Here is a 16,066-nt window from a genome sequence, read left to right on the forward strand (position 1 = left end):
GTAAACTGTAGCGGTTGTTTTGTAACCGTTAATAAATGTAAATCTTTCAGTAAGTACTAATTTAGCGGCATTAAGAAGTGTATTACATATGGTAGTGAGTTACATAGAGCCACACTGCAGTATGGCTCTATAATAGATTTATCCGATTAGAAATATCTTAAAAGCGGTAACTCGCACCTAAATAGACAGTACGGCCGTTAATTGTTGTATTGTATAGACGATCATTTGAGTCTGAATATTGCTCTTCTCGTTCATTAGTTAAATTACTGGCTTCTATAGTGAGCTTTAACTTTTCATTTACTTGATAAAAAGCGGATGCATCTATGTATGTGCTGGCATGAAAACCGTTTTCGTCTTCATCGCCGTTACCCGCTTGTACCGCTGCAATATAGTCACTTCTATAAGCGGCTGCAACACGTGCGCCCCATGAGTCAGAATCGTAATATATTGTAAAGTTACCAGAGTGTTCTGAAAGCCCTGGGAACGATTTATATTGATCAATACCTGAGTTACCCACATTACGGTACAGCGCTTCACCATCAGCAAATGTATAATTCGCAATAATACCTAGGTTATTAAAAGGAGCAGGTAAAAAGTCGAGATCTCGTTGAAAAGCCAGTTCCCAGCCACTAATATCACTTTCATCTAAGTTTTGTGGCTGAATGACGGTAAAAACAGTATTTGCTGTTTGTGGGTTGCCGTTTTCGTCTACGTCGCCTAATAAACTAACAGGGTAGCCAGTTTGGCTGTATGGAATATCATATGTTTCGGTGATAATGAAATTATCGATAGATTTATGAAAGTAACTTACGGCTGCATACCCTATATTTTCAAAGTAATATTCAACTGAAAAGTCGAAATTAACTGACTCGTATGGTTTAAGGTTTGGGTTTCCTGAACTGATACTTAGGCCATTGGTTGATGTGGCATCATTTTGCACCACACCTGTTGGCACTAATGCAGCGAGTGAAGGGCGGGTGAGATTTTCGCCATAACTAGCACGTAGCACTAAACTGTTATTACTATCCCACACTAAATTTATAGCGGGTAGTAACCCTGAATAGGTATTTTCAACGTCAACTACTTCGCCATTTATTAACCCTATAGCATTGGTAGTCGTATCGTAATGACGCACGCCCGCATTACCCATTAAGTAACCTGAGCCTAGTTCCCATTCAGCTTCGTACTGCAAATAAGCACCAAAGGTTTTTTCTTGTACGTTATCGGTAAAATCAGGGTTATCTAAATTAGGGTCGATATTCATACTCGCTAGAGTGCCGAGTACATCAACACTTACCCATTGTTGTTTATTATGCGCGGTATTGGTAAATGTAAGGCTTGAATCTACCGTGTCATCCAGTACGCCATCTTCCCAATCACTGCGATTAATATTATCAGATTTAGTTTCACCGTTTTCACTTTCAAACTTTTTATTAGATACACCAAACTTTATATTTGAAGCATTGTTTAGTGTGTAATTAAAATCTAATTTTACAGAGTCGAATGTATTAGTTATTTCCTCTTCTGATAAATCAATTTCGTGATAACGAAATAAACTACTGTCTGTAGGCTCAAACCCGTATGTGTTCTCCCCATAATAAGCATCTTGGCGGTAATCAATTGTTTCATCGCCAAATGTTTCTAGATAAACTTTAACACTTCCTGTATTAAATTTGGTTTCTGAGCGCCCCACGAGAGCGGTCATATTTAAATCGTTTGTAATTTGCCAGTCACTTTTTAATACAAATTGGCTTATTTTAGTGTCTGCATATTGGCTGCGGCTTTCTGAGTGTATTGCGGCATCTTCATATACTGAGTAGATAGCGTCGTTATTTTCATTTATTTCAAGTGCTGTGAGCTTTGAGCATACCTGTTCGTTGTTATAAGCAGGCCCTGTACAGCCAAGAGCTGTTGAGCTTGAGCCTCGGTTTTGCAAGTGGAATTCACTGCGATCATTATTCAGTTCACCATATAAAGCATCAAAACTAAATTCAAGGTTATTATTTGGGCGATATTGCAGAGCAAGGGTCGTCCCTAAACGTTCCTGTTCATTTTCAAATAATGAATAGCGGCTACCACGTGAAAAGCTCACTTCTCCGTTGTTAATTTTATCTTGTAATTCATCTGATAGTTCAGATATATCTGAGCCTGATGCATTTTTTTTGCGCCAGCGGTAAGTATTGTAACCTTGCTCATTTACATCACGTTTGCTGTATGCAATTGAAAATAATGCACCAAATTTATCATCCCATGTATTTGAGATAAGCGCTGCAACTCGTGGGCTAACATCATCGGTTTGTGAGTTGTCGCCAAGTTGACCTGATAGAGCAGTATTAAAACCATCAAAATCAAATGGTTTAGCTGTATGAAGCCCAACAGTGCCGCCTATGCCGCCTTCATCCATTTCGGCTGAAAATGATTTTTTCACATCAACGCGTTGAAATAACTCAGAAGCAAATATATTAAAATCAAAAGCGCGAGAGCGGCTTACAGAACCTCGACTGTCCATTGCTGAAGACGATGTACCTAAAGCTTCCATACCGTTGAGTTGTACTTGTGTAAAGTTTGGACCTAAACCACGTAACGAAATTTGTCGGCCTTCACCACCTTCACGTGTAATAGCAATGCCGGGAACACGTTGTAATGAGTCTGCTAGATTTAGATCGGGAAAATCTGCAATATCTTCAGCCACAATAGAATCTTGTGCGCCCACAGCATTTCGTTTTAAATCTTTTGCTTTTAACAAACTGTTGCGATAACCCTGTACAACAATTTCTTCCACTTCTGTTTGCGCAGATTGTTCTGCATACACATAATTAGACACGCCTAATGAACTCATTATAGCCGTTGCTAAAAGCGTACGAGATGGTTTGTTCAACATAATGCTTCCTTGGTTTTTAATTTAAAGTTGATTATTAATAAAAGGGTTTGTGCGCACTAAATGACCTTCGTCAAATTGCACCACATAGTTAAAGCGCGCCTGCTGTGGCGAGCCGGGTATAAAATCGGTTGAAATTACTTGTGCGCCGCTATTTTTTGCAGCATTAAACTGCATTGTTCGTTGCGAATTAGTGGCACTTAAATTTGCATCTGCGCGGGTACGCACCATGTAGCCTGAAGCTATTAATTTTTGAATTTTTTCGAAATGCTTTATGGGGTTATTCACTATCATGAAAGCAGCTTCTGGTTGGTCTGCTTCATAATGTGCAAACATACTGGCTCCTCTCAGCGAAGGACGGTTTTTTTTATACAAGGAGGTTTGTGATTTCTTCCCATCAAATAAAAAGATAAATTTTTGCTTAAGCAGATCTACATTTGGCCAGCCAAATTGGGTCACTGTTTCATTTAACGATAGGGTGCTTTTACGTAAATTATCGGGTGTAAATAACGAGTCTGATAAGGTTTGCTTTATTACGGCATCAAGAGAATGGTAATCACTGGCTTTGAATTTTAATGTAGGGGGTTGAGGGTCTATAGATGTACCCGTTTCCTTAACATTAATCATGACAACGATAGGATAATGGAGCGGATTTGCCTGTGACCATTTTTTGAGATTGTTTAAACAGTCACTAAATAATACGCAGTGACTTTGCACGTCAACACCAGGTATATGCATGACTTTAAAACCAGGAATTGATAGCTGCTCTATTTCATGTTCACTAAACAATGCTTCACTTGAGAAACGCTCAGCCCACGGCCTGAGGTATAAACCACCATTTGGATCTTTTAACACATCGATTTCTAAATGCCTGATACCACTATTGAGCTGTTCAACAATATTAATATGGCCATAATCAATTTGTGCAGCAAGCTTGGGGTTAAGCTTGCTTAACTCTTTCTTAACTTCAAGGTTAAGTACTTTTTTATAACTATTATGTGAGCCAATAACTTGGAATTGATTCAAAGGGGTTGCTAAAGCACCTGTTAGCCACGTTATAGCAGCAATAAAAATAATAAAACGCATAGCGCATCTCAATTATGAGTTTGCTACCTAAGAGCGCTCATTTTTAAATTAGGGGACACAAAAGTTTTGATTTAATAAAAGCTTCATAATTAAAGTCGTGTTTTTAAAAAATTTGTCCCCTATTTCTCATAACTTAACTCTATATCAATAATGCAAGCATTTACTAAGGTGTGTAATGGCGGTGGGGCAAAGGTTAACGTGGTTATTTATAACATTTAGCGCTTTTAATTCATTGAATGCTGCAGGTATTGAATATTTTGATATGAAAAGTGAGGATCAGCCAGGTACTGTAAAAGTGGCTTTTCTAGCAGATATTCATCTGCATGATATCTTTGCAACCACAGCTAAGGCTGTGAACACTGCGTTACCTAAAGACCCTAAAACACGACAACCTCTTCTAATCCGTAGTATGTATGCTCAACTTCATTCGACTCGCTTATTTAATGAGAACTACTTTGCTTTTATTCATGTGTTGGATGAGCTAGCTCTAAAAAACATTAAGCTAATAGCATTACCAGGTGACTTTACAGATGATGGCCAGCCAATTAACGTTCGGGCTTTAGCTGAAATATTAAGACGGTATCAAAAAAAATACGGTATGAGATTTTTTGCAATTCCTGGTAATCATGACCCCGTAAAACCATTTTCATCTCCTGCGGGAAAAGCGGACTTTTTAACTTCTGACGGTAATGAATTTGGCCTTTATAGCCACGGGCATACAAAATGTGCACATAATCACTCCCTTTGCGATGATGGAGTTAAGCATTGGGGTTACTCAGAAATTCTAAGTACACTTAATGACTTTGGCTTTAGTAAACACGAATCCGACTTACTATATGAAACACCATATAAAAATAGAGAGTTTTCATGGTGTGATCCGAATAATGCGACTCGCTGTATTATGATGCCTGATGCCAGCTACTTGGTTGAGCCAAAACAAGGGGTTTGGCTCTTAGCAATTGATGCCAATGTATATGCACCTCAATGGAAAAATACACCTATTACGTTTAAAGGTTCATCAGGAGCTGGCTACAATGCTTTAATAAAAGCTAAGCCTTTACTAATCCAGTGGATAAAATCTGTGGTTAAAAGAGCTAAGGAGCAGGATAAAACACTTGTCGCATTTAGCCATTTTCCGATGGGAGATTTTTACGATAATGCTAATAAGGAATTACATAAGGTATTTAATAACGGAGACTTTTCATTACCACGAGTCCCCACTGCACAAACCGCAAAAACACTTGCACAGACAGGCCTAACATTACATTTTGCCGGCCATATGCATTTAAACGATACTGCATTAATTACTAATAATAAGAGCTCTCAATTAGTTAATGTTCAAGTGCCAAGCCTTGCTGCCTATAAGGCTGCTTATAAAGTTGCTGAATTAAATCTACAAAAGCAAACCGCCCATATAAATACCTATACACTTAACGATGTGGCAGATTTTAATAGGCTCTTTAGTTTTTATGATAGAGAGTGGCTATACAGAAATGATAATAAACAAGATAATTTTGATCGCACTATTTTAAATTCTAAAAGTTATGCAGAGTTTACTAAGCGTCACCTTATTGGGTTGATTGAGCAACGATTTTTAAAGCGTGATTGGCCTAACGAGTTAGTATCGTGGCTAGATAAAAACCTTTATTTAGAGAACTGGTTTACGGCAATGCAATGTATTGATAGTGCTAGCCCTGAAATGTTAGTTCAATTGAAATTGATATCAACAAAATCTTGGGTGAAAGACTTCTATTTATTAAGAAATGGTGATGTAACAGCTGATATACCCGATAAAAGGCGTATCTTTTACCAACAGTTAAGCACCTTATTAGAACAATCAAATTGCAAAACTCAAACACAGATACAGCAATATTTAGCTTCACTTACACAAGTAATGGCAAAGTTTAGTAAAAATACCCAGGGAGAAAATTTTAGCGTTGACTTAAAAACGGGTAAGGTTTTTTAATATTGATAATTCAAGCCCAGGTAAAAAGTGCGGCCACTTGTTGTAGAATTGTAAGCTCTCAGCGATGAGTCACTATACTGGCGTTCTTGTTCATTACTAAGGTTAAAAGCACTTAATTTTAACTTCCAGTTTTTAGTAAAACTGTAGTTTAAGCTTGCGTCCCAATATGTTGTTGGCATAAAGCCGGTTTCATTTTCATCATTTATTAATCCTCCAGCGCGTACCAAATATCTACCTCTAAAAATAGCACCAAGTTTAAAGTTTAGGTTGGGACGATCGTAAAAAATCATACTAGATGCTGTAATATTAGATAAAAACGGCAAGTTCTTTTTAAATAATGCTAAGCCATCATTGGAGTTGTAATAAGTTACCTTACCTTCGTTATACGTACTTTGTAGGTTAATACCCCAGAAAGAGTTGGGTATTAAGTAATTTAAATTTAATTCGATGCCCCATTGATAAGCTGTTTCTGCATTGCTTTGCCATACAGCTATTTTATCGTTGGCAGCTTTAATAGGGTGGGGTAATAGAGCTTGAGTAGTAACAATGTAATCGTTTAAATTTTTATAATACAAAGATAAATCAAATGAACTATGACCACTAAAGTCACCCTCCAGAGATACATCAGTATTAAAGGATATGTAAGGCTTAAGATTTGGGTTAAAAATATATTCAATATTATTTAGAGTATTGTTAGAGTCGGCAAAATTTAGAGAACTTAATAACGGTTTAGAATAATTTTTAGAAGCCCCAAAACGAAAGCGCCAATGCTCATCGATGAAGAGTGTACTATTTAGGCTAGGTAGCCATAAATCATAGCTTAAGGTTGATAAGTCCTGAGTATAAGTTGTTATAGAATCAAACTGATAACGTAATCCAAAATCGACCTCCCATTTATCTCTCTCAAGTGCTAATAATGTATACACACCTCGACTGTTTTCTTTTATATGTTCATACTTTCTTATAAAAGAAGCGTTATTCTGCTTTATGTTAAATGGCGCTATTTTATAAAGTGCAAGTGCATCATTAGTGTTTATGCTCAACCAGTGCTGGTTTTTATGTTTATTTTGGGGGGTTATTAGTGTTTCGGGTAACTCAATTAATTGTTGTGGGGAGTTACTTATTTCATTGAAAAAAATATCGTTTTGTTGAAGGTTATTCATTTTATTTGTAAATGAGATCCAGTCCCCACCAAATTTCATAGAGAAAGTGCCATTAAAACGATGCTGTAGGTCTATCTTTGCAAATAGATATTTATTATCTGATTGATAGTATTCTAAATCTCCGTGGTATAAATCCCACATACTAATGTCTTGTAAGTTTTGGCTATAGTCAATATCGGCGTAAAATGGGTCTTGTGTATAATCAATAGTTACATCACTGACCCCTTGGGTATAAATTTTATTACTATACGGTATTTCGTACTTTGATTGCTGGATACCTAATATGGCATGTATATCCCACCGTTTATTGAGCTTTTTTACAATTGAGAACTGGCCTTGGTGGTAGGATGTATTTATTTTTTGAACTCTACTTTCTGTTGCTGCTCTGGCATCAACATAGTGAGCATAAACTAACTCATTGTCTTTATTTGTTTTGATACTTGTTATTGCTGTTTGCTCTTTTATAACAGGTGTAGATTGGTCACCCCGAGGATATAAATGAGACTCTGATCGATTTCCTTTTAAGAAACCTGAGAGCACATCTACATCTAAATGGGAGGTAGAGTTTTTATATTCTAAAGACAAGTTTGTCCCAAAGCGTTGCTGAGTTCCTTGCCAAACAGAATACCTATTTCCCCGAGGGATGATGTAATTCCCTTGTGCTAAATTTTCTGATTGTAATTTACTTAATGAGGATAAGTCGGCATTATTAATGGCTATGTTACGCCATCTAAATGTATTAGCACCTTGTTCTAATGATTCTCTGCTCGTATAGGCTACACTTGCAAGCGCCCCCCAGTTCCCCCACGTATTTGACAAAAGGGTAGAGTAACGTTTAGACCCCGAGTCAACATAATCGTTATAGCCAATTTCGGGGGTAATAACAAAGTTAAACCCTTTCTTATCTAGTGGACTTATTGTTTTTAAGGCCATCGTACCTGATATTCCGCCGGCGATCTGGTCAGAAGAATAACTTTTGAATACTTGTATTTGCTTAAATAGTTCAGCTGGTAAAATGTTAAAATCAAAAGAGCGATCGCGCTGCTTTTGCACTCTACTATCCATAGGTGAATCATTATTTGCCAATACTGGCATATCATTAAGTGTAACCAGGCTAAAATCAGGGTAACTGCCACGGATAGATACTTGTCGGCCTTCACCTGCCTCGCGAGTTATAGCTACCCCGGGTATATATTGTAGCGCCTCTGCTAAATTTGTATTTGGAATATCTGTGATGTCTTGTGATGAAATTGCTTCACTAATTGCCTTTGTGTTGTGCTTTAAATTACGCGAGCGGGCTTGAGAATAACGAATACCTTTAACTGTAATCTCTTCTATTGGTTTAATATTGTTTTGGCTTGGACTTTTATAAATTACAAATCCATTATTTTTTATTTTAAAAGACAAAGTAGTATCATCTAAAAGTAATTTAAGCGCTTGAGATAAGGTGTAAGAACCACTAATAGTTGGGCTTTTTTTATTATTGAGTAGTGTAGGGTCGCTGCTATAGGAAACCTGATATGCAATTGCAATCTGGCGTAAACTGTCGCTAAGTGAACTCGCTGGCACCTGAACAAATTTACTTTTTGTTTGTGCTGCTTGAATAGGGGTAGAAATTAATATGCTTAAACAAATTAGAGCATGCGTAAGGTATAAAATTTTATGTCTTAAACAATGTAGCTTGTTCATATCAATGAATTTAAATAAATCGAACACTTAAATTCTCGAAATGAGCAGTATATTTTGTCTTTCTTCAAGTTTTAAATTATAGGCATCAGCTATTAACATCAAGCTCTGTTTTGGTGTTTCTAGATTGAATCGACCACTAATAATCGTATTCCTAAGCTTACTATCTAATTTAATTTTATCGTTACTATATCGTTGTAGTTGTTCAACTATGCTGTCTAAAGTTTCTTTTTCTGCTTCAATCCAGCCGGTTCTCCAAAGGGGAAGTTGCTCTAATGATTTATCAGTAGTTACAGTAATACGACCATCCACCACGACTGCTTTTTGAGGAGGAATTAATGTTACTGTGTCATTTGCATTAACTTTTACCTTCCCTTCATAAACAGTCACTACTACTTTATTTTCATTATGCTGTACATCAAATGAGGTCCCTAACACGGTAATGTTAGTTTCTCCAGAGTCGATAATAAATGGGCGTTTTTTGTCTTTTGCTACATCAAAAAAAACTTGCCCTTTATTTAGTACTACTTTTCTTACATTGGGCTGTAATTTCGCTGTTAGCTCACTCCCTGCATTTAAGTGCAGATAGGTACCGTCAGTTAGTAACTTTGAAACACGCTTACCTATAGGCGCGCTAATAGCTTTTGCTGGCTCAAACTTATCATTAGAAGCAATGGTCGGTGTAATTGATGCTTCTTGTTGTGGCAAAGAAAACCAGTACGCCATAAAGGCAATAGCACTAAAGCTAGCTGCAATGGCTATTTTATGAAAACTCTTTTGCTTGTTTGCATTTTTCTTTAATGGAGTAATAGACGTATCATTATGGTAGATATGCAAATTATGTAGAGCTTTATCAATTGAAGGATCGCCAAATATTTTAGCAACTCTATCAAATGCAGCTTTATTTTCCGGCTGTTTTAGCCACAGGGAAAGTTCTGCTGATTCATCTTCGTTTAAATCGTTTACCCGATCTACCCAGTCAGCGGCTTGCTCTAGTGTTTGTTCATTCATTCAAAAATTCTTACCAGCATGTATTAATATTATAGAGTGTAATAAAACAAAAAAGGGGACATCTCTACTGATGTTTTTCTATGTGCAATGTTATTTGGGTCATAGCTCGAGTGATATGTTTTTTTACAGACTCTTGGCTCATATCTAGTTTTAAGCAAATTTCTTCCCGGCTTAAACCTTCTAAGCGTCTAAGTTCAAAAACTTTTCTCCGCAATGGGGGAAGTTCATCAAGTGCTTGTTTAACGAGTTTTAGTTTTTGTTCTGTGATTATTTTAGACTCGGGGTCGTTACTTTTTGGTGCAACCAGCTCCATTTCGTCATCATTATTGTGTTGATTCTTATTTTTTTGCCAATCATGATAAATGACAGATTTTGCTACCTGATTGAGATAGGCTGGAAAGTTATCAATTTTAGTGGATTTATTCCTGTTTATTGTCCTTATTAAAGCTTCCTGCACTAGGTCATCTACATTATCTGCATTAGAAGTTCGACGGGTTATATATTTCCGTATATGGCGAATGATATTTTTAACTTCACTTTCTTCAGATAAAGGCTGTAAGTCTAAAGGGCTCTTAAAAGTTTTCATTACTCTGTCGTTTATTCCGTTTACAGAGATATTAAATGAATTATATGACTTAAGTATTACAGCGGTCTTGTGGAACTATTAGGCCTATTAAAGTAGGTTGGGAGGTATAAAAAGAGGAAAACTAACGGTTTAATACAGCTATTGAAAAGAGCTTGTCAGCGTAGCTTTACTAAATTTCATTTTATATTAATGTACAACTAAAACCTTAAGTAAAATGTGTTCCACATTGTGGAATTTTTCTAAATATAGAGGGGATTTGTTTATATTTCAGGTGTTTTGGTTGACTTAGTGATACAACTTTCAATTGCCCTGACAGCTATAAATTTAAAGTAGGGCAAGGGGTATGCATCGGTTAACACACTGCCTATTATTATTTAATACAGAAAAATAATAATAGGCAGGCATAAGTAAATTTTATAACGTTAACTAATGTAGCTAATTAACGTGCCGCTTTAGGCCCATCATAATCGTATGTGAACCAGTCAACATCGATGTAGCCAGCATCCTTTTTTTCATTCCACGAGAAAAACCCTAAACGATCGCCTGTCCATTTACCAAAAGCGATGGTGAATGTAGGGCCAAATGCTTTAAAGCTTTTTCCATCAAAGCTATATTCGTAGGTCGCTTGATTCCGAGCATTTGAAGTTCTTACAAATAGTGTGTCACCATTTAACTCTGGGCCAAGGGTCTTTTCGCTCATTCCATTCATATAAAATAAATGCTTTTTACCCTTTTTATCCATTTCAACCCCTAGAAGATTAAACACCCCCCCATAACGAACAAAGCCCGCTAGTTGGTTGGGTTGCATACCCGATACATCAAATTTTGCAACTGCTGTACCGGTGGTTACCCCCATCATTCTCTGACTCAACGTGTTACTTGCTCTCCAAAAATCTCCATCTGAACCATCGTTGTTGGTCCACTCATTGATTTTCGGGCCATGTCCTTCTTTATTTGGTAGCACCTTACTTGCTTTTAGGCGTAACCACCCTGGGCGTTCAGTTAACGACCAGTGACTATCTCTAGGGTTATGGTTCCACTCCCATTGCGGGCCTAATTTTGCTGATGAAAAGTCATCATCGCTTTTTGGCGCTGTGATTGGATAACCATTTATAGGTTTTTTGTATCTTTTAACAGGTTCGCCAATTCCATCATTATCTTCATCAACCCCTATAATTGGCCATCCGTCAACCCATGTAACTGGTTCAAGTACTTGAGGACGACCTTGAAAAGGTATATCGTCATTTTGGATAAGTTGATGCATGTACCACCAAGAACCATCAGGTGCTTTCATTAGGCCACCTTGACTAGCACTTCGATTATTAAATTCAGATCCTTTCTCTAAAACCGTTTTGACTTCATAAGGCCCATAAATACTTTCTTTAGAGCGAAGTACTAGCTGTTTTCTATCATTTTTAGGGTTTTTTACACCAGGCTTTGTTGATTTATCCCCCATAGTCCATTGTGCCATGAAGATGTACCAAGTACCGTCTATTTTGTAAATTTTAGCAGCTTCAGCTCCCATGCCTGTATAAACTAGTTTCCCTTCATCTAATATTTTTGTCCCATCCCAACTCATTTCATAAATGCGATTTTCATTTCCTTCAATTTTATTATCAGGAGACTTTTGTTTTGCACCCGTATTAATGATTACATATGCTTTTTTAGTTTCTTGATCCCAAAAAACAGCAGGGTCATCAAGTACATCAGCTTTGGGTAACATCATAATTGGCTCACTCCACGGGCCAGCTATATCATCAGCCATTGTTACCATTAATCCGTGCTGATAATCTATTTGATATACATACCATTTCCCTTCGTGATATGCGATATCACCCGCCCAAGTACCAAATGAATAACCATTCATACGGTCCCAGTTATACTCTGGAGCCCAAGATAACTTTGGGAATGCGTGACCCACGTTGGTCCAGTTCACCATATCCTTAGATTTTAAAATTGGCATCCCTGGAGACATATGTTGTTTAGAAGTAATCATGTAATAAGTATCACCCACTTGCTCTATATCAGAGTCGGGATAATCAGCGTTTAAAATAGGGTTTATATATGTCCCATCACCTTGATCACCAAAGCTGCCTATATTTGTAGGCGTTGTTGACTCTGTAGAAATTGTTATTTGGTCGGAAGTTACTTTAGAGTTACAGCCAGCTAAAATTGCTGTCAAAGAGATACTTAATGTAGTGAGTTTAAGTGTGTGTAGTGTCAGTTTCATAAACGTTCTTATTGCTTTAGTTTGAGTTAATTTGATTGCATAAGATTATGTTTGATTTTATTTTAAGTCAACCTGTACGTTTTTCAGGCTATCCCAAGATTATTTACTGTAGGAACGAAGTAAGAAGTTCGACATGCTGAGCTAATAATTTTGTTGGCTGAATAGAGGTTATTCAAAAAAACCTCACAAAGCACATATAAAAGCAATATTGGAATTAGTTAATATTACTTGTCAGTAATGTATCTTTTGTGTGAAAATCGTCAAAATCGCTCAATATTAATCTTTTGCTGCTTTTAGCAGGTATACATACCTCCAATTTACTTAATACGCTCGTGTAATAGGGTGACTATTGGTGATTTAATAATTATTAAAGCGCTGCAGTTTAATTAGTTCAGTTAATACAGCGGTTAAACCGACACATTTAAAAGTAAAAAGAAGAATAGGAAAGTTCTTCTTTGGTTACATTCAATCTTTGCAACAAAGGAAGAGGATAAATGATAAAAAACACACATAAGATAGCAGGAGCCCTTGGTTTTCTGATGTTAAGTTTAACAAAACCAGTTATTGCATCAGAAAAGCCGAATGTCATATTTATTTTGACTGACGACCTTGGTTTCAATCAGGTAGGTGCATATGGTAACACACCAATTAAAACGCCTAACTTAGATGATATTGCCAATAAAGGGATAAGGTTTAACCAAGCTTATGCTGGCAATACGGTATGTTCACCTTCTCGAGTTTCGCTTTTTACAGGTCGTGATGGTCGTTACATGACTAATAACTCAAATACGGTTCAGTTAGTTGAAAGTGATATCACTGTTGCGCACGTTCTTAAGTACGCAGGCTATGACACTGCACTATTTGGTAAGTACTCAATTGGCTCTCAAATGGGTGTAACCGATCCGTTAGCAATGGGATTTGATACTTGGTACGGTATGTATTCTATTTTGGAGGGGCACAGACAGTACCCTCAGATATTATGGCGTGATGGTAAAAAAATACGTATTACTGAAAACGAAGGTGGTAAAAAAGGCGCATATGCCCAAGAGTTATTTGCTAATGAAGCCATTGATTACATTGAACAAGAGCGCGAAAACCCATTTTTTGTAATGCTAACGTTTTCTTCTCCGCACGCGGAACTAGCGGTGCCTGAAAAATACAGTAAGCAGTATTCTTTTGATGAAAAACCTTATTCAGGAATGTCCACTGGTACGCCAAGCGATAAATACGCAGCTTATTATCCAGAGCCAGTAAAAAAGCCTAACGCTACATTAGCTGGTATGGTAAGCGCGCTTGACGATTATGTTGGCCAGATTACAAAAGCACTAGATGAAAAAGGTATTTTAGATAATACAATTATTGTGTTTACATCTGATAACGGCCCTCATGATGAAGGTGGAGCAGACCCTAAATACCTTAAAGCTGCGACACCTTATAAAGGGCAAAAACGTGACCTTTATGATGGCGGCATACATGTGCCTATGTTGATTCAATGGCCAGATAAAATCAAAAAGTCACGTGTTGACGAAACACCTTGGTTGTTTGCCGATGTGTTGCCAACATTAGCCGATATTACAGGGGTGGACTTAAACCTTATTCCTCGTGTTAAAACAAATGGTGTTTCAATAAAGGGTTTATTGAAAGACTCACCAGAGCCGCAAGCTGATAGAGTATTGTACTGGGAATTTGCTAAGCAAGTAGGTGACCCAAACTCTGGTGTTATAGGTGATACTTTTCAAGCTGCTCGTAAAGGCGACTTTAAAGCGGTCAGATATGGCATTGAATCACCTGTTGAGCTTTATAATATCACTCAAGATCCAGGTGAAACTAATAACCTGGCTTCACATAAAGAGTCACTCGCAAAAGAGTTTTTTGACTTATTTGAGAAATATAAAGACTAAGAAGCTTAAGATAAGTGATGGGTATGCCATCACTTATCTATTAAAATTAATAATATGTGTAGTATCCTCAGCACTTCCGAAATCCCCCACTCAATAAATGCTCACATTCAATCTTTTTTAATCATATCATTGCAATTGTTATCATGCTGATTTATTGTGTTTCAGATTAGTAAAATTTTTATTAAATATTATTTAAAAGGTTAATACGGCAACTGATAGTTAATAATAACTCTCAGTTTCAAATTTACTTATATTGTCTACACATAAGTGAACTAAAAGTTTAACGGTCTTCAGAATACACACAATAATTAGGATTTTTTTGATGAACAAAAAATTTAAACTAGCACTGGTACCTTTTGCTGTAAGTCTTTTACTTACAGGGTGCTCAGAATCAAATACGACGGCAAAAACGGTAGATAAAGTAGAGTCAGGTGTTCAGTCAGTTGAAATCACCGACAAAAGCATTAAAGCTAATTCAGTGATTAGCTTGGCTAACAGCACTGCTGAGTGGCAATTATCTCACCTCGATGATTTGTCGTATATTCCAGAATCTCATCGTGCTAAATCAGAAAACCCTAAGTTTTGGATTCAAGCATCATTTTATATTGGTTTAACACGTTGGGCTGAAACAACAGATAACAAAGACTATTTACGCTACATTCAAGAGATGGCAAAAGAGCAAGACTATGAGTTGCTGCTAGACCGCCCTTACCATGCTGACGATCACACAATTGGTCAAACTTATTTATGGTTAACAGAGCAAACAGGTAATAAAGACGCTTATAAGCCTACCCAAGAATTATTCGACAAAATCTTAGCTAACCCACCTAAAGTTGGCTTAGAAATGTTAGATGAAACCAGTACTACTCAAAACGGCGCTCACTTTGAAGGTAATTGCCAAGATCGTTGGTGTTGGGCTGATGCGTTATATATGGCGCCAAGAACGTGGTTAAAGTTAAGTAATGTAACGGGTGATCCAAAATACTTTGAATATGCCGATAAGGAATTTTGGGCAAGTGCAGATTACCTATTTTCTGATGAATATGGTCTGTTCTTTAGAGATAGTCGCTATTTCGATATGAAAAATAAAAATGGTAATCCAGTATTTTGGGGGCGAGGAAACGGCTGGGTATTTGCTGCAATCCCGTTGATTATAGATGATTTACCTGAAGGGCACCCGTCAAGAGACCGCTATATCGAGTTATATAAAAAGAACGCTGCGGGCTTGATGAAATTGCAACGTGAAAACGGTTATTGGCCCGCATCGCTTATGGACCCTGATATAGTTAAAACACCAGAGGTGAGTGCAACAGGTTTTATTACTTTTGGTTTAGCGTGGGGCGTTAATAACGGTATTTTAACTGATGAAAAATCAAAAGAAATAGTAGAAAAAGGCTGGCATGCTATTGAAGACGCTGTAGAGCCAAGTGGTCGTGTTAATTGGGTTCAGCATGTTGGTAAATCTCCAGATCCTGTTAAAAAGACAGATTCACAATTATACGGCGTTGGTGCAGTTCTTTTAGCTGCATCAGAAATGGTCAAATGGGAAGGCTAAGTCT

At 37.1% G+C, this 16,066-nt stretch carries 9 protein-coding genes; 3 read left to right on the forward strand and 6 right to left on the reverse strand.

All coding sequences use genetic code 11. The annotated features are described in order from the left end of the window. Nucleotides 1–157: 157 nt before the first annotated feature. Both R0J88_RS11480 and R0J88_RS11485 read right to left on the reverse strand, forming a co-directional pair. The gene (locus R0J88_RS11480) at nucleotides 158–2,881 is read right to left on the reverse strand and encodes a TonB-dependent receptor (RefSeq protein ID WP_410899950.1); all 2,724 of its coding nucleotides are present in this window, start codon (nucleotides 2,879–2,881) and stop codon (nucleotides 158–160) included. A 21-nt stretch (nucleotides 2,882–2,902) separates the two neighbouring features. Continuing rightward, nucleotides 2,903–3,964 (reverse strand): Ca2+-dependent phosphoinositide-specific phospholipase C, encoded by a 1,062-nt coding sequence (locus R0J88_RS11485; protein ID WP_410899951.1) that lies wholly within the window; start codon nucleotides 3,962–3,964, stop codon nucleotides 2,903–2,905. A gap of 175 nt (nucleotides 3,965–4,139) precedes the next feature. On the opposite strand from R0J88_RS11485, the gene R0J88_RS11490 reads away from it, so the two are divergent. Beyond that, entirely contained in the window at nucleotides 4,140–5,930 is a 1,791-nt protein-coding gene (locus R0J88_RS11490; RefSeq protein ID WP_410899952.1) for a metallophosphoesterase family protein, read from the forward strand. On the opposite strand, the gene R0J88_RS11495 is transcribed toward R0J88_RS11490, so the two are convergent. From R0J88_RS11495 to R0J88_RS11510, 4 genes are all read right to left on the reverse strand, one after another. Continuing rightward, a complete protein-coding gene (locus tag R0J88_RS11495; RefSeq protein ID WP_410899953.1) occupies nucleotides 5,927–8,809 on the reverse strand; it encodes a TonB-dependent receptor in 2,883 nt (960 codons plus the stop codon). The genes R0J88_RS11490 and R0J88_RS11495 overlap by 4 nt on opposite strands. Continuing rightward, a complete protein-coding gene (locus tag R0J88_RS11500) occupies nucleotides 8,810–9,790 on the reverse strand; it encodes a FecR family protein (protein WP_410899954.1) in 981 nt (326 codons plus the stop codon). Between the two features lie 64 nt (nucleotides 9,791–9,854). Further along, a complete protein-coding gene (locus R0J88_RS11505; protein ID WP_410899955.1) occupies nucleotides 9,855–10,376 on the reverse strand; it encodes an RNA polymerase sigma factor in 522 nt (173 codons plus the stop codon). A gap of 439 nt (nucleotides 10,377–10,815) precedes the next feature. Further along, nucleotides 10,816–12,606, reverse strand: a complete 1,791-nt coding sequence (locus tag R0J88_RS11510) for a glycoside hydrolase 43 family protein (RefSeq protein ID WP_410899956.1) — start codon at nucleotides 12,604–12,606, stop codon at nucleotides 10,816–10,818. A 539-nt stretch (nucleotides 12,607–13,145) separates the two neighbouring features. Between R0J88_RS11510 and R0J88_RS11515 the strand changes: the two genes are divergently transcribed. After that, complete coding sequence (locus tag R0J88_RS11515; RefSeq protein WP_410899957.1) at nucleotides 13,146–14,507, forward strand: sulfatase-like hydrolase/transferase; 1,362 nt, start codon at nucleotides 13,146–13,148, stop codon at nucleotides 14,505–14,507. Between the two features lie 322 nt (nucleotides 14,508–14,829). Further along, nucleotides 14,830–16,062, forward strand: a complete 1,233-nt coding sequence (locus tag R0J88_RS11520) for a glycoside hydrolase family 105 protein (RefSeq protein ID WP_410899958.1) — start codon at nucleotides 14,830–14,832, stop codon at nucleotides 16,060–16,062. The last annotated feature ends 4 nt before the right edge of the window (nucleotides 16,063–16,066 follow it).

The sequence above is a fragment of the Pseudoalteromonas sp. SIMBA_162 genome, assembly GCF_046535955.1.
In the GTDB taxonomy this organism is placed as follows: domain Bacteria; phylum Pseudomonadota; class Gammaproteobacteria; order Enterobacterales; family Alteromonadaceae; genus Pseudoalteromonas; species Pseudoalteromonas marina.